The sequence below is a fragment of the Microbulbifer maximicatervae (SeqCode) genome, assembly GCF_052467825.1.
In genome coordinates this window covers 1,845,074-1,868,034 of sequence record NZ_CP174327.1, presented here as the reverse complement: position 1 = coordinate 1,868,034, position 22,961 = coordinate 1,845,074, and the positions used below count along the sequence as shown (strand labels likewise).

The 22,961-nt window shown below is 49.3% G+C and carries 20 protein-coding genes; 9 read left to right on the top strand and 11 right to left on the bottom strand.

Features of this window, described 5'->3' with window-relative positions; genetic code table 11:
* Window positions 1-484: 484 nt before the first annotated feature.
* The 3 genes from ACJJII_RS08255 to ACJJII_RS08245 form a co-directional block, all read right to left on the bottom strand.
* A complete protein-coding gene (locus ACJJII_RS08255; protein WP_444918878.1) occupies window positions 485-1,492 on the bottom strand; it encodes a S66 family peptidase in 1,008 nt (335 codons plus the stop codon).
* Window positions 1,493-1,575: 83 nt separating this feature from the next.
* Complete coding sequence (locus ACJJII_RS08250) at window positions 1,576-2,466, bottom strand: hypothetical protein (protein WP_444912005.1); 891 nt, start codon at window positions 2,464-2,466, stop codon at window positions 1,576-1,578.
* Window positions 2,463-3,494: an amino acid--tRNA ligase-related protein gene (locus ACJJII_RS08245; protein ID WP_413664195.1), complete on the bottom strand. Its 1,032-nt coding sequence runs from the start codon at window positions 3,492-3,494 to the stop codon at window positions 2,463-2,465. Before ACJJII_RS08245 ends, ACJJII_RS08250 begins: the two co-directional genes overlap by 4 nt.
* Before the next feature lie 212 nt (window positions 3,495-3,706).
* Between ACJJII_RS08245 and ACJJII_RS08240 the strand changes: the two genes are divergently transcribed.
* On the top strand, window positions 3,707-4,306 hold the full coding sequence (locus ACJJII_RS08240) for a 3'-5' exonuclease (RefSeq protein WP_444912004.1): 600 nt from the start codon (window positions 3,707-3,709) through the stop codon (window positions 4,304-4,306).
* Window positions 4,307-4,371: 65 nt separating this feature from the next.
* Here the strand turns inward: ACJJII_RS08240 and bioD are convergent, their stop codons facing one another.
* A complete protein-coding gene (gene bioD / locus ACJJII_RS08235) occupies window positions 4,372-5,070 on the bottom strand; it encodes a dethiobiotin synthase (protein WP_444918877.1) in 699 nt (232 codons plus the stop codon).
* Between the two features lie 181 nt (window positions 5,071-5,251).
* On the opposite strand from bioD, the gene ACJJII_RS08230 reads away from it, so the two are divergent.
* Window positions 5,252-5,791 carry a L,D-transpeptidase family protein gene (locus ACJJII_RS08230; RefSeq protein ID WP_413664192.1) on the top strand — a complete coding sequence of 180 codons (540 nt, stop codon included), beginning with the start codon at window positions 5,252-5,254 and terminating at the stop codon, window positions 5,789-5,791.
* Window positions 5,792-5,837: 46 nt separating this feature from the next.
* Here the strand turns inward: ACJJII_RS08230 and bioC are convergent, their stop codons facing one another.
* From bioC to bioB, 3 genes are read right to left on the bottom strand one after another with little or no spacing between them, the layout of a single operon-like run.
* Window positions 5,838-7,382, bottom strand: coding sequence for a malonyl-ACP O-methyltransferase BioC (gene bioC, locus ACJJII_RS08225; protein ID WP_444912003.1), 1,545 nt, complete (start codon window positions 7,380-7,382; stop codon window positions 5,838-5,840).
* Window positions 7,379-8,572 (bottom strand): 8-amino-7-oxononanoate synthase, encoded by a 1,194-nt coding sequence (gene bioF / locus ACJJII_RS08220; RefSeq protein WP_444912002.1) that lies wholly within the window; start codon window positions 8,570-8,572, stop codon window positions 7,379-7,381. Before bioF ends, bioC begins: the two co-directional genes overlap by 4 nt.
* Window positions 8,569-9,618, bottom strand: coding sequence for a biotin synthase BioB (gene bioB, locus ACJJII_RS08215; protein ID WP_413665834.1), 1,050 nt, complete (start codon window positions 9,616-9,618; stop codon window positions 8,569-8,571). The genes bioF and bioB overlap by 4 nt, the downstream gene beginning before the upstream one ends.
* A 180-nt stretch (window positions 9,619-9,798) precedes the next feature.
* On the opposite strand from bioB, the gene ACJJII_RS08210 reads away from it, so the two are divergent.
* Entirely contained in the window at window positions 9,799-10,491 is a 693-nt protein-coding gene (locus ACJJII_RS08210) for a ComFC family protein (protein WP_444912001.1), read from the top strand.
* Between the two features lie 159 nt (window positions 10,492-10,650).
* Entirely contained in the window at window positions 10,651-11,796 is a 1,146-nt protein-coding gene (locus tag ACJJII_RS08205) for a beta-ketoacyl-ACP synthase III (RefSeq protein WP_444906554.1), read from the top strand.
* Window positions 11,797-11,931: 135 nt separating this feature from the next.
* Here the strand turns inward: ACJJII_RS08205 and ACJJII_RS08200 are convergent, their stop codons facing one another.
* Both ACJJII_RS08200 and ACJJII_RS08195 read right to left on the bottom strand, forming a co-directional pair.
* Window positions 11,932-12,420 (bottom strand): DUF1203 domain-containing protein, encoded by a 489-nt coding sequence (locus ACJJII_RS08200; protein ID WP_444912000.1) that lies wholly within the window; start codon window positions 12,418-12,420, stop codon window positions 11,932-11,934.
* A gap of 96 nt (window positions 12,421-12,516) precedes the next feature.
* Complete coding sequence (locus ACJJII_RS08195) at window positions 12,517-13,062, bottom strand: PadR family transcriptional regulator (RefSeq protein ID WP_444906556.1); 546 nt, start codon at window positions 13,060-13,062, stop codon at window positions 12,517-12,519.
* Window positions 13,063-13,304: 242 nt separating this feature from the next.
* On the opposite strand from ACJJII_RS08195, the gene alaE reads away from it, so the two are divergent.
* The 5 genes from alaE to ACJJII_RS08170 all read left to right on the top strand — a co-directional run bounded on the left by alaE (window position 13,305) and on the right by ACJJII_RS08170 (window position 17,907).
* A complete protein-coding gene (alaE, locus tag ACJJII_RS08190) occupies window positions 13,305-13,802 on the top strand; it encodes an L-alanine exporter AlaE (protein WP_413664185.1) in 498 nt (165 codons plus the stop codon).
* 40 nt (window positions 13,803-13,842) lie between these two features.
* Window positions 13,843-14,544 carry an aspartate/glutamate racemase family protein gene (locus ACJJII_RS08185; RefSeq protein WP_444906557.1) on the top strand — a complete coding sequence of 234 codons (702 nt, stop codon included), beginning with the start codon at window positions 13,843-13,845 and terminating at the stop codon, window positions 14,542-14,544.
* A 374-nt stretch (window positions 14,545-14,918) separates the two neighbouring features.
* Entirely contained in the window at window positions 14,919-16,292 is a 1,374-nt protein-coding gene (locus ACJJII_RS08180; RefSeq protein WP_444918876.1) for a response regulator, read from the top strand.
* Window positions 16,293-16,460: 168 nt separating this feature from the next.
* Window positions 16,461-16,814, top strand: coding sequence for a DUF4870 family protein (locus ACJJII_RS08175; RefSeq protein WP_413664182.1), 354 nt, complete (start codon window positions 16,461-16,463; stop codon window positions 16,812-16,814).
* Window positions 16,815-17,187: 373 nt separating this feature from the next.
* A complete protein-coding gene (locus ACJJII_RS08170) occupies window positions 17,188-17,907 on the top strand; it encodes a cysteine hydrolase family protein (protein WP_413664181.1) in 720 nt (239 codons plus the stop codon).
* A gap of 562 nt (window positions 17,908-18,469) precedes the next feature.
* Here the strand turns inward: ACJJII_RS08170 and ACJJII_RS08165 are convergent.
* Window positions 18,470-19,777, bottom strand: coding sequence for an NAD(P)/FAD-dependent oxidoreductase (locus ACJJII_RS08165; RefSeq protein WP_444911998.1), 1,308 nt, complete (start codon window positions 19,775-19,777; stop codon window positions 18,470-18,472).
* 1,170 nt (window positions 19,778-20,947) lie between these two features.
* A complete protein-coding gene (locus ACJJII_RS08160; RefSeq protein ID WP_444918875.1) occupies window positions 20,948-22,822 on the bottom strand; it encodes an MFS transporter in 1,875 nt (624 codons plus the stop codon).
* Between the last annotated feature and the right edge of the window lie 139 nt (window positions 22,823-22,961).

Sequence of the window (22,961 nt, the reverse complement as noted above, 5' to 3'; positions counted from 1 at the left end):
CAAGTTATGATCGTTTTATAATAGGGGCTATTTCGAGCAATTGAGAGCATCGCGTAGACGTGCAGCTTCCTTCGCCCTCTCCGGCGAACTCCATTGCGGACACGAAAAAATATCCGTATAGCGATATTTTCTACCCGCTCTCCTGTCACTCCTGGGGACAATCTCCCAAACTAAGTGAAGATAGGATCGCCCCGTAATTTCCCCCCAATCACACCAGACATTGGTGCCATCAGGATCATAGAGGTTTTCTACTGCAAAAGTAGACTCCCTGACACACTTAAATAGATCGCGGAACTCACTCTGATTGAATGTGGAAAAATCCGTATGATAGACGTGAGGCACCACCACCACATTCCCCCTAATTCTCGGCCGTATCGGTATTAGTGCGGTCGCAACATCATTTTGGCAGACAATAAATTGCGACCTCTCCCCCGGGGTACTCAAGCAATAACCGCATGGGCATCCCTGTTTTGATAAAAGTAAGTTAGACAATTGTGATACGGGCCTCACTACCTTTCATTACACAAACATTAGCCAAAACACCGATTGGCAAAGTCAACATGGGATCTGTGTGCCCAAAGCTTAGATTCGCCACTATTGGAAAGTCGAAATCCGCACAAGCCTCAAGAACCGTATCTTTTAGCGTGACGCCGGCTATATCAGTGCAATATGGCGAGCGTCCAATAAGCATACCTCTAACGTGAGAGAGTATCCCTGATTGACGCAAATGGGTAAGGGCACGACGAACCCTCTCTAGTCGCGCTTCTTCAGCATGGGCCTCCCAGAAAAAAATAATATCTGAGGGGATATTAAGATATGGCGTACCCACAAGCATATTTAGCGTCTCTATATTCCCTCCAAACAATATCCCCTCACCCAGCCCTTCTCGATAAACTATTCGGTGACTGTCTTTTTCCATCAAACGACGACGTTGCGAACTTTCACCCCAGTCCGTAAATTCACGAGTCCATGCAGCAGGATCTCTTAGCTCTGTCAAGGTCTCATTATTACCGATGGCAGAAAAAAGGTTCTCGTCCGTAAAAGCAAAAGGCTGTGGGTATTCGCCAAACTGAGGTAACAGTGTGGGGCCAAAATAAGTAGTCCATCCACTCAAACTATAAATACCTAAAATCAAGGCTGTAGCATCGCTGTTGCCAATTAACACTTTGGGGTGTCGGCAAACAATATCTCGATTCAAGTGTTCTAATATTTCAGCTGAGTTAAATCCTCCAATTGAGCACATGATTCCCGCAATCGAGTGATCGAGTAATAAACTCTCAAGCGCCTGAGCCCGCTCCAATGCAGTCCCTGCCGTAAACCCTCTTGAAAAGCACACCTGCTCCGGCAGTACAACCTTTGTATTCAAGGTTCGCTCCAAGGCTTTAACGCTCCGAATTAATCGGTCAGGATATTTACTTGCTACATTTGAGGAGGGTGAATATATTGCTATCGCCTTTCCCGGTATTAGCTTAGGATAAAACCTGTTATTCATGTTGATAGCGTGAACTTTTCATTTCAAACATTGTTTCTCTGGGCTTATGCCCAGAGCGTCCAAAGTTTACCGACACTGCATCATTATTTAGGCCAGTCAATGGTTAGCCCCTGCCGTCGTAACACATCAACAAGCTGATTATATTTTTGCCCCTCTAGTAACAAATCAGACTTTCCTATTTCATTAACCGCTCGCAGGAAAATTTGATGAAGACTAGCTTGACTCAAATAAAGATCCTCAGACTTCAAAGTACGAGGGTGAGTGTTATGAAGTTGTTCTACCCAGTCGGTCGGCAATCGCTGCTCTAATCGCCGATCCCCTTGTAATTTAACACCTGTAGCCTGTTGAATAAGTGGAATAATGGCATGTTTACGTGTAAAGGCGAGAGAGTCACAAGCCGCCAAATTTTCACCTCTTTTAATTTTTGCAAATGTATACCAAAGCCAGCCACAGTAGCGCGGGATAATCTCCTGCACTGACATTGATTTCGCACCAGACATGGTGTTTTGGCTGATAGGAATATCTTTACGCAAGACGATGAATGGTTCTGGGATACAGCAAGGTGGATCTGCACAATACAAAAAGCTTATATCTAACTTTACAATCCAGTCATCTTTTCGAGTGTAGAAAACAAGTAAACTTGGAATTCCCGCATGCACAGCAGAGAATGTCACGCAAATATTAAAATGCTGTGTGAACATCTGCTCAAATTCAGCTCTGGCCCTATTGAGTGGATTAGTCGACATATAGACTGCCGTGACATCCAAATCACTAAAAGCATCGGCTTCGCCAGATGCGATGCTTCCACCAATAGTTATAGTCACTGGTGCATCTTGTCCATTTGCCCATGAGTTGATAAATGAAAATATGGGGCGTAAGTGCTGAGGCAATTTATCTTCAGGTAATCCCAATGAGCTTATTCTTACCTGCTTAGAAATATTGTAACTTGAAGGGTCCCTATCGGAAGAACTCATGGTGACAATTCAAATCCGTTTCTGCGAGGCAATATCTGGAGATCCCGAATATCATCGTGTTGGAGCACCCACATTAAAAATCGTTCAACACCCATGCCAAACCCAGCAGTTCTCAATGGATAAACCCGCTTCATATTCGTATACCACTTATAGGATTCTGGATTTACCCCATGCACCTTCATAGCTGTGAGAACAGCCAAATCGTCAACATGTCTTTCGCCACAACCGACCACTTCGCCACACCCAAATAAGAGATCACTATTTAATGCGCTATAGCCATTTTTATCCATGGCTTGATAAAAGGGAACAACCCCATGATCCCACTTGGTAACCCAAACAAAGGGGCCAATAGTTCTGATAAGCTCTCGTTCTCCCGCTCTAGTAAGATTTCGCCCGTAATCAGTTTTATCGATAAACTCAGGCTTGTCCTGAAGAAGCTTGGCAGCCTCATCAAAAGTAACAGAATTAAAAGTTAAATCTCCGTTTGCCACTGACTCTAAGTGACTTAGACTGCCGGCTGCTCGTGTAATCGACTCAGCTTGCTCCCTAAGCATCGCTTTGCTGAGCGCGCGGATATACCCTTCAGCCAAAGACATAGCCTCAGCCAAGTCCCCACTAATTTCTACCTCGCTGTGCATAAACTGGCAGAGATGTGTAGCGTCCCAGTCCTCCCCACGAAATGACGGCATTAGATAATAAGCGCCTCGGGGCTTCATTCGACAACACAACTCAAGCTGAAACTGCATGGAGTCGGCTAAATATGTTTCCTGACCATTTAATTGAATACATACAGGAATTGAGTCACTTCCCAGCCCAACTGGACTTGAAATACTGCCAGTCGTAACAGGTAAGTGAACGGTGCCAATCCCCTGGTTCCACCAAAACACAGCTGTCTCTCGAGTAAGTATGTCTTGTAAATCTACCAGTAAGTTAAACCAAGGATTATTTGCGAGTTTCAAATATCTGCTGGGATCTTCAAGAATCGGTGGTTGCCAGCCATTTGTATGCCCATTCGTAGTCAATTTCACAACCCCAATCAGAGAGATATCCCCATAAGAATATATCCATCTACTTTTTACTGCCGGGTGATACAAATTTTTGCTGCGTGTTTTAGCTCCCCCTTTAAAAATTCAATAACTGCAATAGCCGAGTAAGGAAATAATGAAAAATTAGAAAAAATCACGACAGTTTTATCAGAATAACTACATAGACTATAAATTAAACATTGCCATGAATATTCTTGCAAAAAGTTTCTCAATTAAAGATGAAAAATCAAACTTACATTCTTTTGGTTGATCTCGAATGTACTTGTGATAACGAGCCGCCCATCCCTCCAGAGGAAGCCGAAACCATAGAGTTGGGTGCGATAGTGGGAAGTTTGACACAAAAAGCTTTTGTTCAATTAGATGAAAGGCAGCTTTACGTAAAACCCACTATTCACAGAGAATTGACACTATTTTGTACCGAGTTAACGGGTATTACTCAGGAGCAGGTTGATAAGGCCTCGTTGTTACCCGGGGTACTGGATAAATTCAAAGATTGGCTTTCCAACTATGAATTAGCCGCATGGGGCAGCTGGGGAAATTTTGATGCATGGCAATTGCACATGGAAACAGGCGGAAAGGAAATAGCAAACCCCTTACAATACCTGCCTCACATTAATGTGAAGCAAATATTCGCTGACAATAAAGGATACCGCGTCGACCTAGCCAAGGCTATTCAACTATCGGGGCTTAAATTTAAAGGGCGACAGCATTCCGGTATCGATGACACACGAAATATCGCCCAACTTCTGGAAAATGATATCGCCCTGCGAACTAGTTTTTTAAATCAGATATAATCAGGCCTAGTAATATCACCTTGTAAGAACAGCATTCTGCGTCTTCTCCTTACCCTACCGCCCCATCAGTGATCGGCTTGGGCAATTAACCCATCGACATCCAGGTACTGGGCAGCATTGCGATAGTTCGCGGCGCTATCGAATGGAAGGGATCCTAGAAGAGGAGCCGGCAGTAGAGCCTTAAGGGTATGCAGATTCTCCTCTGCGCGAGCCATACCCTCACCACGTACAAAGTTGGCTACCCAACCCACTAACGGAAGCCCATCACGGCGGATTGCCTCTACCGTGAGTAATGCATGGTTGATACAGCCAAGTTGCATTCCCACCACGAGTATGACCGGTAGGTTTAGTTCCCGGGGCAACTGGGACAGAAAGCTTCTTGGACCCAACGGGGTGCGCCAGCCACCAGCACCTTCGATCAAAACCAGGTCGGCCCCTGCAGACATCACTCCCCGACAGACGCCAGCCATCCGCGCAACATTTAACTGCTTACCCACCTCTGCGGCCGCTATATGCGGAGCAATAGCGGGCTCCAGGGCAAAGGGGTTTACTTGCTGGTAAGGCAGCTTCAGAGTCATCGCTTCCTGGAGCAAAAGGGCATCTTCATTGCGCAGGCCATCATCCGTGTGCTCACATCCAGATGCCACAGGCTTCACTGCCGCCGTTTGCAAGCCTGCCTCCGCCGCTGCCGATAGCAGTGCGGCGCTCACATATGTCTTGCCGACCTCGGTGTCAGTACCGGCGATAAAATAGGTTTTTGCCAAGGCCTAACCCCCTCCTCCAATTAAAGTTAACTTTTTTCATAACGTGACTTTTCACGCCACTCAGATGGTGATAAATTAACCCGGTAGCGCAAATTTTGAACAGATCAAGCCGTACATCGATAAGAAGGCACGGGGTTGCGCTCACACAATAACCCCCTCTTAAAGGGGACAGACAGCAGGGATGCGGTGTCATTGCGAAATAACCGACAACTACCCGAACTGCTTAAAGACCATGCGATACCTGACCTTTGCCCTGCTCCTGCTGGTGCCAATCTTTGCTTCAGCGAAAGTTGATCCCGTTGACCACGTCGTAGTTTATAAGTCCAAGAAACTCATGCAGCTGATACGGGACGGCCGTGTCGTGAAAAGCTATACCGTGTCTTTTGGGGATAACCCCAGGGGACACAAAGTTCGCCAGGGGGACGAGCGCACCCCTGAAGGCCGCTACACACTGGACTGGAAGAATCCCAACAGCCGCTTTTACCGTTCAATCCACGTGTCCTATCCCAACAAGCAGGACCGTGCACGGGCAGCCAAAATGGGGGTCAGTCCCGGCGGTGACATTATGATCCACGGTATCAAGCCCCAGTGGTCCTACATGGAAAGGCACCTGCGCCGCACCAACTGGACCGATGGCTGTATCGCCGTGGCCTCCAATCGTGAAATGGACGAAATCTGGGCTCTGGTGAAGACGCCAATCCCTATCGACATCTACCCCTGATCTCTTCAATCTTGCACCCGGCTCCCTGCGTTGCGATAGGCGCAGGTCAGCCGGATTTTTTTGCCCTGCAAGCGGTGAGATTCATATAGATCACCTCGTAAGTTACCGGCAATCCTCGCTCTTCCCGCTTATTTTCATAGGCTACGGACAAGTGCTGCAGTTTGCGACGACCTGTCATACCTTTATCCGCCGCCCGGTTAATATTGTGTGCACCCACTCCCTTAAGCTCCCGCATCAACTGCCGCAGGCTATCAAAGTGCAGTAGGCGCAATTCATCCGTAACCAATCCGCTGAGGTCACTGTGCAGTGCCGCTTCACGCCATTGCTCGGCGGGCAGGAACTGATTGACATGTACACCCCCATCCACTTGAGCCCAACTCTGTTTCAATTCCACCAGGGTTTTAGGGCCAAGGGTGGCAACCAGGCACCGCCCTTCAGGGGCCAGTATTCGCTGCAACTCAGCAAACAATTGCGGCAGGCGGTAGCACCATTGCAGCGCCATACTTGAAAACACCAAATCAATACTACCCGCCGCCAGGGGTAACTGTTCGGCATCGGCCACAATGTAACCATCAGCTTCGGGTCTTTGCGTCCGGGCAAACTTCAGCATCCCCTCCGCCAGATCCAGGGCAATAATTTGCGACTGAGGAAAATGCCGCCGCAACAGTTCAGTACCGAATCCGGTGCCACTGCCCAAATCGAGGATCATACGGGGTGCACAGCTGTCATCGGCTTGGGCCAACAGTTGCCGGCAGACTGCCCGCTGCAGATGGGCGCAATCATCGTAGCCCTGTGCTGCCCGGGTAAAAGAGCGAGCTACCGCAGCCTTATCAAACGGATCAGCCGGGGGATTTCCAATAGACTCGAGAAGCTCGAATAGATATTCAGCGACGATGTCAGCTTTGGTGCAATGGGGTAAATGGCCCGTCTCGGGTATGACTTTGACGGTGCCCCCACACGCCTCAATGGACCGAGCAGCTTCAATGGGAACCAGGGCATCCCTGTCACCAAACAGGTGCAGTGCCGGCACGGACAGATGTTCCAGGTATTGGCGATTATCCAGCTCTGCCAAGCAGCACAATGCTCCCCGCCAGGCATCACTATTTATTTGTGGTTTTTGTGCCTTAAGGTCCTTAAGCAAAGAGCGCATGGAGCTATCACCCCGCGCCTGTAGTGAGCAAAAACGCTCCCAGGTACTCTCCGGAGATGATGTAAAAGCATCGAAAAATGCCTTGAAAGTGCTCTCGGCCATGCCTGGCCAGCCGTCTCGTTCCACAAAGCAGGCATTGGCAGCTATGGTCACTAAACCCAGAACTTTGTCCTGCTTCGCTATAGAAGCCAGGCGAACGGCCAGCATACCGCCGAGGGAGTGGCCAACCAGGACACAGCTAGGGGGAAGTTGCTGGTAAAGCTTCTGCAGCAAAGCTTCTAGTGGGGGCCAGTCTTCAGCACCTTGTGTAGCAAATCCAGGTAACTCAATACAGTGGAGTTGCAATTCTGTACGACGCGCCAGGGATTCTATAAGCGGCTGCCAAAGATCTGCACTCCCGCCCCACCCGTGCAGGAAAACCAAGTGTTCAACCCGTGTCACTTATCCAGTACCCCTGCGCCCTGCAAAATCTGCTGCAGTGCGCCTAGTAGCTCATCAATATCCTCGGCCCGGTGAGCCGCGCTCAGGGTAATGCGCAAGCGTGCAGTGCCCAGCGGCACTGTAGGCGGGCGAATGGCACCCACCAGGAACCCGCGCTCCTGCAATTCTCTGGCAACCGCCATCACAGTGTTTTCACAGCCCAACACCAGCGGCTGTATCGCACTGGCTGACGCCTGAAGAGGTAGACCGAGCTGTAGTGCCCTGCGGCGGAAATAAGCGATATTTACCCGCAAGCGCCCTTGCAACTGAGGCTCATCGCGAATCAATTCGATAGCAGCCAAGGCACCGGCAGCCACTGCTGGCGTCATTCCGGTGGTATAGATATAGGGCCGCGCAAACTGGGTGAGGAAATCTATCAGTGCCCGGGAGCCCGCAATAAAGGCACCGGCATTGCCAACCGCTTTACCCAAGGTACCCATCACAACCGGGGCTTGTTCCTGGGTCAGCCCCGCCAGGGCACAGCTGCCCGCCAGCGGGTATGCTTCACTACCCATTACGCCAAAGCCGTGGGCCTCATCAACCATTAACCAGGCGTTGTATTGCTTACACAGAGTGGCAATCTCAGCCAGAGGGGCCAAATCACCATCCATGCTGTAAACGCCATCCACCGCTACTAAAGTAGCGCCACCCCGGCTAGTAGCGCGCTGCAATTGGCGTTCAAGGCCAGCGAGATCGTTATGGGCAAAGCGCAGACTGTTGGCGCCACTCAAGCGGGCACCGTCAATCAGTGAGGCGTGATTAAGCCTGTCCGAAACAATATTGTCGGCTCGCCCCAACAGGGCACAAATAGTGCCGATATTCGCCATGTAGCCACTCGAGAATATCAGCGCCGCTTCTCGCCCACTTAATTCGGCGATGCACTGCTGCAAGCGGTGATGAATATCCAGGTGACCATTAACCAGGTGAGAGGCTGTGGCGCCTGCACCACACTCTGCTCCCGCCTTCTGTGCTGCGATGACTTCCTCGCGGCTGGCAAGCCCTAGGTAGTCGTTACTGCTAAATACCAGTAGCTCCCGCCCATCGACCCGGGCTCGCGGCCCGGGTGCGCGATCGAGGGTTTTTAGTTCCCGGTACAGATTCTGCTGGCGGCGCTCGGCGAGGCGCTGTTGCAGGACTTCATTCAGGGTCATTTGGCCGCGTCGTAGAAGAAGGCATCATTTTGCTGTTCGGTGATCTGCGCGTTCAATTCCGCTTCCACCTCAGCCTCATCGGCGTACTGCTGATACTCTTCTGGCTTAATACCCAGGCGACTGAACAACTGCATATCTTCGTTAGCTTCCGGGTTCGCGGTCGTCAGCAGTTTTTCACCGTAGAAAATAGAGTTGGCGCCGGCGAGGAAAGCCATTGCCTGCATCTCATCGCTCATCTGCTCGCGACCGGCGGATAGGCGCACATGGGATTTCGGCATCATGATACGAGCCACAGCAATGCAGCGAATAAACTCGAAGGGATCCAGGTCCTTTTGTTCTTCCAGCGGGGTACCTGCGACTTTTACCAGCATATTGATGGGCACTGATTCGGGGTGCTCCGGCAGGTTCGCCAATTGCATCAATAACCCGGCGCGATCTTTATCGCCTTCACCCATTCCCACAATGCCACCAGCACAGACCTTCATTCCCGCTGAGCGCACTCGCCCCAAGGTTTCCAGGCGATCCTGGTAAGTGCGAGTGGTAATAATCTCACCGTAATATTCCGGCGAAGTATCCAAATTGTGGTTGTAGTAATCGAGGCCTGCATCCGCCAACTCCTGGGCCTGATCATCATTTAACATGCCCAGGGTCATACAGGTTTCCATACCCAGCGCCTTTACTTCACGTACCATCTGGGTCACGTAAGGCATGTCTTTTTTCTTGGGGGAGCGCCAGGCGGCCCCCATGCAGAAGCGGGTAGCACCGCCGGCCTTAGCTGCCCTTGCCTCCTGCAACACCTTTTCAACCTTCATCAGTTTTTCCCGCTCCAGCCCGGTGTCATAGCGGGCACTTTGGGGACAGTAGGCACAGTCCTCAGGGCAAGCACCGGTCTTGATAGAGCAAAGGGTACTGACCTGTACCCGATTGGCGTCAAAATAAGCTCTGTGCACTTGCTGCGCGGTAAACATCAAGTCGCTAAACGGCATGGCGAAGAGGTCCAGTACCTGCTGGCGGGTCCAGTCGTGGCGGATCTCTGCGGCGGGCATTTGCTGGGCGGCAGTCACAGGGCGTACTCTCTCTGTTGCTTATTAAAATCGGATACTCACAGCCTGTTAGCAGGCTCTAGTGGAATCGATCAGCGGGCTCTAATTCAGCCTCTGCCGTTCAATCCACCAGACTGGCCAGTTTAGCCACGGCCAAACCGCTGTCAACTCGGAAGAGACGATATGGTTTACAAGCTTTTCAGTAGAAAACTTGCCCAAAGTCTGGCCCGCTGCCTGCTGTGCGGCGGAGTATCGGGAGAGGTTGGAATCTGTTCTGCCTGCACCCAGGAACTACCGGCGCTAGGCCGCGGCTGCCGCTACTGCGCCCTACCCTTGGCGGCGGCAAAAGATAATATTTGCGCGGCCTGTTTACAGAGGCCACCCGCCTTAAAGAAGATCAGTGCTGCCTGGCAATACGCTTACCCGATCAACCACTTAATCCAACATTTCAAATACCACCGGGACCTGGCCGCCGGACACAGCCTTATACAGCTAGCAGCCCGCCAATTGGGGCTTCCAGAGGATATGCCTGACATACTTACCCCGGTTCCTCTGCACTGGCGTCGCTATTGGCAACGCGGTTACAACCAGGCTCAACTTATTGCCAGTGGTCTGGGGCAAAACTGGTGCCTGCCAGTAGATCTGCAACTACTGCGCAAAACAACTTCCACCAAAACCCAGTCTCAACTCAGCCGCAACCAACGGCTGAAAAACCTGTCTGACAGCTTTGCCGTGCGTGGAGGAATATCGGGTGCCCATATCGGCCTGGTAGACGATGTTGTAACCACGGGAGCGACCCTAGAAATCATCACTCGCCAGCTACTCACAGCCGGGGCAAAACAGGTCAGCGCCTTCGTTTTGGCCAGAACGCCATGACTGTTCGGCGCGACTACAAATAGACCCATAGTCACCCCGACGTCACAATAGCTTACCTTGCCGTTCTGGCGCCTCAGTCCCTCACCTGCCAGCACTGCTAAGGTTCTAACAGCGACTAAATTGCCCGCATTTCTGTTGTCGCGGGCCAGGAATTCAGCGATGAGTGAATACAAGTTGCCACGGGGCATTGTCATCAGCGGCACAGGCCTGTGGACCCCACCGGAATCTATTAGCAATGAAGAGTTGGTAGATGCCTATAACACCCATGCCGAGCAGTACAATCTTGAGCATGCTCAAGAGATTGAGGCCGGTGAGTGCGCGGCAAAACCTTTCTCTTCTGCAGAATTTATCGAGAAGGCCTCAGGCATCAAGAGCCGCTATGTGGTGACCCGCGATGGCATCCTTGATCCGAAGCGCATGCGCCCCCTTATTCCCGAGCGCGCAGATGACGAGCTGAGTGTACAAGCCGAAATGGGCTTAAAGGCCGCCAGACTAGCTCTGGAGAAAGCCGATAAGCAGGCGTCTGACATTGATTTGGTCATTGTCGGTGCCTCCTATATGCAGCGCGCCTACCCCGCTATTGCTATTGAAATCCAAGGTGCACTGGGTATCGATGGTTTTGCCTTTGATATGGAAGTGGCCTGCTCCTCAGCCACCTTCTCACTTCAGCGTGCGGTGGATGCGATCTGCTCAGGCTCAGCCAAAACTGTACTGGTCATCAATGCCGAGCTGGCCTCACCACAAGTGGATTACACCGACCGAGACAGCCACTTTATCTTTGGCGATGTAGCCGTAGCCAGCATTATCGAGCGCAGAGAAACCTGTACTGTCGAAAGCGCCTGGGAAATTCTCGGCACCAAAGCGAAAACCGTTTTCTCCAACAATATCCGTTCGAACTTTGGCTACACCGCTCGCGCCGCCGATGTGGACCCTTTTGGCCCCGGTAAGTTGTTCCGCCAGAATGGGCGAAAGGTATTTAAAGAAGTTTGCCCCATGGCGGCGTCCCATATTGAGGCCCACCTGCAAGAGACAGACACCGATCCTCACAGCGTGCGCCGCTACTGGCTCCATCAGGCCAATATCAATATGAACAACCTGATCGCCAAGAAGCTAATGGGTGACAATGCAAGCGTTGAACGCGCGCCCATCGTTCTGGACCGCTACGCCAACACGGCAAGTGCCGGCTCAGTTATCGCATTTAATTTGCACAGCGATGACTTGCAGGTCGGTGACCGGGGAATTATCTGTTCCTTTGGTGCAGGCTATTCTATTGGCAGCTTGGTATTGGAAAAAATCTCCATTTAATTTTGAAATATTTTCGGAGTTCGGGAATAAATACTGAACTCCGAAACAACCACCAAAAAGACCGGTGGTTCTCACTACCACTGACACCAGGATTTTATTAACCGGCGACCTGGCCTTCACAAATATCTATTAAAACTATGCGCGATCCAGCCGCAGCGCATAGCAACCATAAGCAGCGAAGCGCAGCAGAGCGAAATCAATCTGATCCTGCATAAAATATTCACTCACTTCTGTTTTTATTTGTTCAGGGCCCACCAATTTCGCAGACACGATATGCTCTTCAGCGCTATAGGCGCGAAGCACTAGTGGCACACCATTCTTGAAATAATCTTCCGCATTATTATTTAGCGGGGGGAAGCTGTTCTGTACTCTGAAGTTTTGTTCCGGCTGTGGCTGCGCCAGTACAAATACAGGCCCGTACTCCCGATAAGGACCGGCAAAAGAGAAAGGGCAGTAGCTGGCCAGGAGGATTTTCTCCCCGGGCCGTGCGCGCCGCCGCACATCACGACATGGCTCACCGCCCTGGGCGCTCAGCTGCCGTACCGGCTGCCCTAGATCATCTAGACCTGCTTGACGAACCTTTTCTAAAAAATCTTCGCGGATAGGTGTTACGGTAAAAGTCATGGCTAAGGTCACCCCACTTGCTAAAAGAACGAGGTTACTGAACACCAAACAGCATCGCTGGCCAGATTCGGGCGCGTCATTCCAAGTGAGTAGCAGTTATTTTTTTGCGGACTCTTCAAGCTCACTCAACAGACCTTCCGCCCAACTGATCCAGGTCTTTTCCGCCTCAATACCCAAAAGCAGGGTTTGATGTGCCAACCAGTAGCGCTCCTGGAGCGCTGTATCACTCTTTAATACGCGCTCATTTTGCTCCTGGTAACTTTCCAGAGAGCTGCGATGTTGGCGCAGTTGGCCCTCCAGAGCATCTCGCATTTCATCCTTGCTCAGGTTGTGACCGGCGAACATACGCACCAGAAAAGGCTCGCGAATCTTCTGCGGCGCACTGGGCTGAATGACCCAGTCACGCAGCTCGGCGCGGCCTAGATCCGTGAGGCTATAGACCTTCTTGTCCGGCTTGCCTTCTTGGGCCTGCTCCTCACAGTCCAGCAGGCCCTCCTCATGTAACTTGTGCAGCTCGCGATACATCTGCTGATGGCTGGCACTCCAGAAGTGGGAGACGCTGCGCTCAAAGCGCCGCTTAAGGTCATATCCACTGCCGGGCTCAATATCCAGCAAGGTGAGAACGGCAAAGCGCAGAGACATGAAAACTCCAACTCATCTTATGCAAAGAGTTGCATATTAACCGGAGCCAGCCATTTATGACCAGCTGCCGGGTTTTCATAACAAGATAATTAGATTAATAAAACATTAAAAAATAGGACAAATGTATCGACAAAAACTAACAGTCGAGATGTAAGGCTAGCTTTTATGCAAATTGGAGATATAATCGCCGGCTTGTCGCCAAAGTCGTTTAGGCGACCACTGTCTACGAGGTTGTTTGCCCAATGTCCGCGCCCGCACTATCCCCATCCAGTCCAGATGCCCCAGATGAAAAGGCTTCTGGTGCGCGCCGCTGGGACTTTATGCTGGACATCTTCGCCATGAATAGCTTCTCTTGGGCTGTAGCGATCCCCATCGAGCTGGTTCTGGCGGGTATGAGTTGGAACGAACACCTGAAAGTTCGCCTGATGGCCCTGGTATTCAATACCCTTATCGCCCGCCCATTCAGTATGTATCGCAACTGGATTGTGAACCGTTTTGGGGGTGGCGGCTTTATCAATGCCTACCTGGTAGACACCTTTGTATTCCTCAGCTTCCAGTTCCCGCTATATATGGCCAATATGCGCCTCGGTGGGGCCAGCTGGGACGAAATTGCCACCGCCAGTATTACTTTTATGCTCATCGCGGGAGCTCTTGGCCGCCCCTACGGAATTTATCTCGACTGGGTGCGCCGAGTATGGATTAATACGCTTGTCCCCCTGTGGAGCAAACGCGCTGCCTGAGGGGTCACCGATACTCGATTAGGCATTACGAGAGAGGAACATGACTGTGTTGACCGATAACGCCATTGAAAACAGTTCCATGACCGTTGGCGTGGTCGCCGGCACCCCCACAGATACCCGCTTCGGGTTGGACTTCCTCGCCGCGCGCCAACTTCGTGGCGTGGGCCTGTCCCTATCCTCGTCTCCCCAGGCCCAGACTCAATTGCAGGCGCTGGAGCGCGACGCCCTTACCCAACAATTGATCGAAGCCATTGAGCAGCTGTACCAGGCCGGTGCAGAAGCGGCCATGATCTACTGCAACTCTCTTTCCGGTGCTGTGGATATGACGGTGGTAAAAGCTGCCTCCCCCATTGAGGTGGTATCCCCTCTCGAGGTCTACGCTGAGCTTACCCAGCGCTATCGCAACTTTGGACTGTTGGCCGCCAACTGCCAGAGCTGCGCCAATATCGAGCGGGAAATACTCGAGCGCAATACAACCGCCAAAGTCATCGGTATTGGCAACTTGCAAATTGTGGAAGATATCGAGGACGGCCTCGCCGCAGAAATGATTGTTCGCCAACATGCCCTTGATGACTTGGTCGCGGCATTGGTGAAAAGCGGCGTACAGATCCTGATTTTGGGCTGCACCCATTTCGATTATTTTTATCGGGAATTGCTCGCACACTGCGATGGCATTCGCCTTTTCCTTCCCTCAGAGCGTATGTTGCAATTGCTGCAAGAGCGCATTCCCCAAGCCGCCTGAATACTATTTCCTCACGGCAGCTCCCGCGCAATTTGTTCTGGAGCTGTCGCTAAACTACCCATCCAACCTAGTAAATTGCTGCTAGATCCCTCTATGTAATCAGATGCAATCTGTGGATTAACTCCCTGCCAACAACCCGGCTACCCGATCCAAGGGCTGAACAGACGGGGCTGGCAGGCTACTTCTCTATTGGTACGTTCACTGAAGCGCCTCTGCTCCCCCCACAGCAGAAGGAAAATTTTTCTTGTACCAAAAGCGGGCTTATTGCAGTATCAAAAATCTCCGATGTGCCTGGGTATCCATTACAACAAGTCGTATTAAAACCTTTTTGGACTGCAGGATTTAGTCCAATTTAAATAACGTTGGTTACAAGGATGATAGAAACCACTTTGTCTGGGGGAATTCCCTCTCGTCACGTATTCTTGCGTGCCATATGCCTCGGCCTATTGGTCTCGGGTTCGGTATTTTTATCGAGTACTGCACAGGCCGATGTTATTACCACACTAAAAAGTCAGGTCCCGCTCTTTTGGGTGGGAATACCCGCTGTACTTGTACTGCTAATTTGTGCGTTTGCAATAAATAGGCAAGTTAAATTACGCCAATTAACCCTCGATACCAATGCTCGGCTTAAAAATTTGAGCAAGGAAAATAGCAATCTTTTCCAACAGGTACACAGTCGTAACAGCGAATTTGTCGCACTGGAAAAACAACTTGCTGATGCCCTTAGTAAGCTTGAACAATTGCGCCAGGAAAAATCTGATCTCCTCACCATAACCCGGCACCATTTACAGCATCCCCTGGATACACTTCTCGGCACTTTGAATTTATTAGCTCGCAGCGAAGACAACAATACGCGCGCCCTGGTAGAAATCGGGAAAAGACAATTAAACAGCGCCCTTAAATCCCTGGAGAACTTACATCAGTGCGGTAATGTTGAGACAGTAGAATTAAAACTCCCCACTGAAAGCCATCGTGCGCCCGGCAAACGGCTCTCTGTTTTACTCGTTGAAAACAGTAAGCATGACTCCCTTCAACCCACCCTGGAAACCATGGGCCATAACGTACAGCGGGAGTGCAATGGGATCGATGGGAGCAGCGCTGCACTGCAAAAAAACTTCGATCTTATTTTGGCAGATACCCATCTTCCGTTGATGGATGGCGTTGAAGCAGTGCGGGAAATCCGTAGGGAGAGAGGTGCTGAACTACCTATTTTTGCCCTGTTACAAAATGCCAGCTCTGGCGATAAGGAGCGCTACCAGGCCAGAGGCTTTACCGGGGTATTGACCCACCCGATCGGCGACCGACAGCTGATGCAATTATTGAGCTGGGCTGTTCGCCGAAGCCAGGGCATTGCAGGCCCCCAGGGAGCAAAGCCCACTCGACTCCTTAATACCAATACCCTATTTCGCCTGCGGGATACATTGGACCACCATACGTTTGCCGAATTACTCAGCGAGCGTACCGCCACCCTGCCAAAACAAATAACGTCATTAACCAGCGCTATTACTGGACGCCACTGGCTTGATGCAGAACAGCAGGCACAAAGACTGGCTCGCTCAGCTATTGAGGTCGGCCTCGAAACAATAGCTTCTCGCTTACGTACCCTGGCCGCAAACCTCTCTATCGATAGTGAAAGAGAACACTGTCGCCAACAGCGCACAGAGCTGTTACAGCTTATGCGCGAATCTGTGCGCCAACTAAAGGCCTGGCGCGAGCGCAATGTTCACACTGAGTGGGCATTAAAATAAACCACCCTACTGTGGCCCGATTTCGAGTCACAGTACTCTTACTGGGAAACAATGGGGCGGAAGAGGCGTCTGCAGTCCACCGCGCAAATAACACATCCCAGCGCAGCTAAGTTGAAATGCACTATTTGCACCACACTATATTGGAGTGAATAGTAGAGAGAACAAGTTATGTCAGAGCAGTATCCCGAACGCAGCCACGAAGCCCGAGAACAAAGCGGGCGCGACCTGGCCATCATGGTTTACCTGATCCAGGCGATCAGCTTATTTACCGCAGTACCATTTTTTATCGGGGTATTAATCAACTACTTTAAGCGCAGCGATGTTCGCGGAACCCTGGCCGAGTCCCATTTCCGCTGGCAGATTCGCACCTTCTGGTTTTGGCTGCTGTGGACCATTGTTGGCTCCCTAACCATTTGGGTACTGGGGCTGGGCTATCTGATTCTGGCAATTAACTGGGTGTGGGTAATCTATCGGGTTATTCGCGGCTGGCTGATGCTGGTAGACAGACGTCCGACCTATTAAAAGTAAGCCTTCAATTTGGGGCCCGAGTGATTGTGGGCCCTTGTAAAATTCTGAGTTATTTAAATAAATTCCCCACTTCGAATATTTAATCCACTTTCACACTTCAATACTTCGGACAGTTTTAAGAGATGAAATGGGTGGGAATTATGGGCAGGTATTGCCTAACGTCTCATGGACACAACTTTCAACGACTTAGATCTAGGTCTAAGATGTAGAAAAGTTGCCAGTATTTATGAACGGTATAGTGACTACGGGGCTATAGCTGGATAAAGCCTTCCGAAGTGTTACGATTTAAGAATTACAAGATAGTACTGCTGTGGGGCTGCTATAACAGTTTTGTCTCATCGATAACCCCAACAACTAAGACTTGAGTATGGCTGATGATGGAGATGACAATGTGGTAAATTATCTGTCAACGAATATCAGCGCGGCTCTGGTTGTTGTCGACATGCAAAACGATTTTTGTTGCGCGGGGGGCTATTACGACCGTAGGCGACAGGGTTCCAGCAATATTGAGCTTGAAACTCCGTCACCAAGTAGAGATTGGAGTCCGCGGATCATCCGCAAAGGTGATGATCTGAAAAAGGTAGTTAATAATATTATTTTATGTATGAGGGTTGCCAAAGAGAGAGAGATTCCTATTCTTCTGTTAAAGACAGTTATTAAGCCAGATCATAAATATCTTAATTCTTTTCTTCGTGGCGAGGAAAATAGAGGTAGGTGTTACTATCCGTGTAAGTTAGGTACTTGGGGTGCGGAAATTATAGAGCCTATTTGGCAGATGGCAGAAGAGGGGGTAATTGTAGTTGAAAAGCATGTTTATAACGGCTTTGTTGGTACCTCCCTGGAAGAGGAATTACTAAGTTTAGGGGTTGATACAGTTTTTATTGTCGGTGTGGAAACACACATATGTGTCCTGGCTACTGCACAAAGTGCTTCATTTCGTTTCAAGACGTATGTTTTTGAAGATGCTGTTTGGAGTGCCAATTGTGAGCTTGCTAAGCATGCACTTTCAATATTTAAAGATGGCTATGGTTATATCGCTGACCACAAGATTTTGTATTTTGTGGGGGTATCACATGGCTCTCCATAAACAATATTTTAGAGTTGGTTTATCTTGAATTTAGTTTTCTGTCTAAACTATTTCGAATAGCTTGCCATATCCTAAAAATTTCGCGCAGTTTTAGGCTGTAAAACAGGCCGGCCCTTGGGTAGACCCTGAGGAAAATAAGGTTCGGCCCTTCCGGGTATCTCGCTAAGATAGTAAAACTGTCAAGCGAGGTTAAGTATGAAAACAAAAAGTACACGAAGGAAATTCAAGCTGGAATTCAAGAAAGGGGGCTGAGTTCTAGTCTCTGAGCAAGGATATTCATTTTCTAGGACTGCAGAGGCTGTAGGAACCAATACCTGCGACGTGAGGTAAAGCAGTTGTGTATGGAGAAAGAAATCATAATTTTTTTCATGGGGAGGTTGTCTTCCTGTCGATATTACTAATAAGCCAACTCCCCGATCCCTGAAGACCTTTTGCCCTGCTCGCGCCTCAGTATCCTATGCATTGTCACTACTTCAGTGCCCCCCGGTGAGGATTAACCTTAAACAGGGCGACTTCGGTGTGTAGTCATCTTTTTGTCGTGATAGTTTTTTATTTATCCTTATCAGTGCATTTTAAGACCGGGATTCAATGCTCGATTGGCTTGACTAAGTAAATAGAGCAGTATGGCCTTGGGCCAGCCGTGGATTGCCGCCAAGTGCATTTGGTAAAGGGAGTGGTAGGCCAAACTGGCAATACGGCCCTCAAGAGTAAGGTTTCTTCTTACAAAAGACCCCCTTAAGTTTCCTACAGCAGTGTTTGTACTAAGAGAAACCAGCGAACCACGATCCCGGTAATAGAAGTGCCCCAGGGATTTTTTTTCTATCAGGGCGATCAGGTTGGTGGAACAGAGCTTGGCCATCTGTTGTGCGGCGAGTGCGCGTGATGGTACACGCCGTTTGTTACCGTCGATGCAGCTGGCACAATCCCCTATAGCAAAGACATGGGGGTCATTTTTGCTTTGCAGGGTGGTTTTCACCTCTATCTGGTTGAGTTGGTTGGTGAAGAGACCATCCAACTGAGTGAGGAACTCCGGTGCCTTAACCCTGGTGACCCAGGCTCGAATTGCTGCGGGGATCTCTTTGCCGTCATCGGTAGTGAGGCTGTTGGCACTTGCAGTCTTAATATGGCAGTTGGTAAGTATACGAACCCCCATTTTAGATAGTTCTCGCGCGGCGCTGTTGCCTAATCTTGCCGGTAATCCCGGTAGTAACTGAGGCTCGGCCTCGACTAATGTAATGTCAATGGCACCGGTTCGGATACGCCCATATTGACTAACCTGTCTACTAGCAGCCATCAGCTCCGCAGAAAGTTCCACCCCAGTACAGCCACCGCCGATAATGGCAATTTGTAATGTTCTATCGGGGTGTGTTTCTAGGCATAAAAAGTAATCGAGCAGTTGCTTGTGAAATTTGTGTGCCTGCTCAATGCTGTCGAGAGGAATGCAGTGCTCGCGCACTCCCTGTGTATTGGAGTCATCGCTTATGCTGCCAACGCAGATCACTAGATAGTCGTACTCTAGCTCGCGCGGAGGTATTAGTTCGCAGCCTTTGTCATTCAGCACCGCCCCTAGGGTCAAAATCTGGCGCTTCCTGTCGAGGGATTGTAGTGAGCCGAGCTGGAATTCATAGCCATTAGAGCTGGCGTGAATTTGGTAGTTAAGAGCATCCATGCTGGTATCTAATGTGCCAGTGGCCACCTGATAGATTAGGGGCTTCCAGATATGGGTGCGATTCTTATCGACTAAAGTGATCTGAGCAGATGGGGCCTTACGCTTAAGCCCAAACATCCGAGTAGAATTGAAATGGCGTCCAAGTCGAGTTGCTAAATGAAGGCCGCTGGCTCCGCCACCGATGATCACAATCTTTTTCATGAAGGTTGGTCATCCTGTTTATTACTTAAAAAGTTGACTCACTAATCTTTTTATAACTCTTGTTATATATAGGTGCTTGTCGGCGTCAATTTTGACGTCATAAAACTCAGAATTAACGGCGATAAAGTAATTTAGGCTAGTACGGGATTATCACACTTGGCTGTGTTCCGCTTCGTTATCGCGGGTAAGTAACTGCCGTCATTAGCCATTTCTACGCAGGTTTACCTTTGGGTGTGGCTTCTCATTGCTACTGATCACATCAATGATAGAGGCTTGGCTGCAACTCTCTACGGTAGTGCGCACACACAGGGCTCCACTTTGTCTGCCGCCTCTGCAACGAACAGGCCACCACAGTCCTATGGATCTATGAACAGGGCCCAATGTCGCAGGGATTGCCATTCTCGCAGGTTTTATACAAAAGCCGCGATACAGGTACGCGCCCGGCAACGGATTAGTAGCCCACATTTACAACGCTATGGCGTGGGCGTGGGAAATCTATCTCTATTGAGTAGACGCCAACCTTTTGGATAGGGTAGGAAAAAAATGGTGAAAATACAGAGTGAAGAACATGTATATCGAATACTCAAAGGATTTCAAAGTTAGAGTGGTAGTTCTCATTAATCAACTGAAAGTAGAGAAGGCAAATTGGTCGAGAGGCCCAGCCGTAGAATAAGTATGACAAAGACAGCGAAATCTCAATCTCAATCTCAATCTCAATCTCAATCTCAATCTCAATCTCAATCTCAATCTCAAAATGATGATAATGAGATAAAATGTTTAAGAAAATAGGTTAAGAAATTATAGAAGGAGGAAGCTTCCCTAAAAAGTGGGAAGTATTTCTGAAAGATTCGCGTGGGCAGCCCTTAATCCGTAGGGAATTGGTGTCAGGTACCTATGTAGATATTTGAGCGATTCACCCCAGGAGTTTTATAAGTGGCTTCACCGTGATGAGAGTGATCGAGACATAGAAAATTGGCGAACTCTAGAAAGCACTTTCTCTCATGAGAATGCTATAGAAGGAGCGCGCGTAGCTTCCTACTGTGAGTATGAGTCAGTTAAATATACAACTTGGCTTCAGGTAATATAAAGGAATTATTGATTTTCTGAGCTAAGAATAACTAAGCCTCTGTACGCATTCTCGTTTCTATCGTTCCTATCGTTCCTTCCTTATTAATTTTCCTTAAGATCTCGCATTTGTTTTTGTAGGCTTTCCGAATCTGTATTAATACTTTCTACCGGTTGCCCTGCGATAACAAGAACTTCGGGAAATAAGCGTCGTTTTCTTTTCTTTTTAAACTGCTGCACTGAATTCTCGGCTTGGGAACCGGCTCCATGTAAGGCAATGGGAATAACCGGAACAGACTTGCGCTTTAAAATTTCCTCAAGGTCTTTCAGAAATGGCTGCAACTCGCCATCTTCGCTGATTTTTCCCTCAGGAAAAATACAGAGTAATTCCCCATTTTCAAAACTTTCCACTATGGTTTTGTAAGTGCGTTCACGGCTGTTTGGATCATCGAGATCCAAACCTATGGGAATAGCATCGCTCATATGCAATATACATCGCAGTAAGCGGGATTTATAGATTTTAGGGTGTGCGATAAAGCGCACATAACGCTCGATGGTGTCCGCTAATATTACTGGATCTAGAAAACTGATGTGGTTACTGATAATGAGGGCGGGTCCCTCTCTGGGGATTTGATCCAATCCTTTTAGGCTGACCCGATAGAGGATTCGTGCAGGCAGCAATAGCAGCCCGCGCATGATGAACTCTGGTAGCTTGGCAAAAATCAGGGTGACCACAATCAGGTTTAGTAAAGCGATAATGATGAAATATGTGGGGATAGAGATCTTTAGGATATCCAGGAAAGTGATACTCACGAGAGTAGCGGCCACCATAAACAGTGCATTGACCATATTGCTGATCGCGATAATCTGCGAGCGGATCTTTACACTTGAGCGGTCTTGGATCATTGCGTACAAAGGAACAGTAAAAATACCGCCAAAAATACCAAGGAGCGCCATATTGAGAAGGATCCAATAGGAACCATGATGATTAAAAAATTGAGTCAGGTTTGCGTTGGGAAGTGTATGAAAACTATTGGATTGGAGACCCAGCGCCAATCCAGCGCAAGTGATGCCAATAGCACCCAATGGCACTAAACCCGATTCGATACGACCTCGGGATAGCCAGTTGCACAGCAACGACCCCAAGGCAGTGCCCACAGTGAGGCTGCTCAACAACAAAGTGATAACATCTTCATTTCCACCAAGAGTATCGCGGGTAAAGTTGGGAATCTGCGCAAGGAATGCGGTGATTGTCAGCCAGAACCAGGAAATAGCGAAAATGGAGTAAAACACTGGAGGTGTCTGCCATGCCAAGTACATGACACGCACGACGTGTGCCACCGGGTTCCAATTGATGTGCAGTTTCGGAGATAAAGGCGGGGCCTTAGGAATTGCACAACTTGCCAGAAAACCAATGACGGCCATGAATACCAAAATGACCGCGATAAATGTCAATCCGTGTTGGCCGGGATGGGTGAATCCGACCAATATAGTACCGACAATTGTTCCGGTCAGGGTACCAATAAAAGATCCCATTTGGATTAACGCATTGCCAGCGAGTAGCTCACTTCTATTTAATTGCTGGGGTATCAGGGAAAATTTTGCCGCACTGAAAAGTGTAGAGGAAGTGCCATAGCAGAAAAAGACCACCATGCTCAGGGCATAATGCTGGGTAAACATAGCAATAATACCCACGATACCTATGCCTATTTCGGCCAATTTGTAGATTCTGATGAGCTTACTTTTATCGAACTTATCGGAGATTTGGCCTGCCAAGGAGGAAAAGAGGAAGTAGGGCAGAATCATCAGGCTAAAGGCAATATTGATCAGCGTGTTAGCTTCTTCTTCAGCCATACGGAATGCGAGTAGAACTATTAACCCATTCTTGTACATATTACGACTGAAAACTGCAAGAACCTGGGTTACAAACAGCGGTAGAAAACGCCGCGTACCGAGCAGCTTAAACTGGTTTTGAGCCATTACTTATCGCTCTTGTGGGCAATGCTCCGCATGGTGGCTGTGGCGCTATAGATTGCTGCTTAAAGATCCAATGATGCTTATGCAGCTATGGATCTATCGGCTGAAATCCGAATCTGTACCTGAATATAGCGAATTCAGT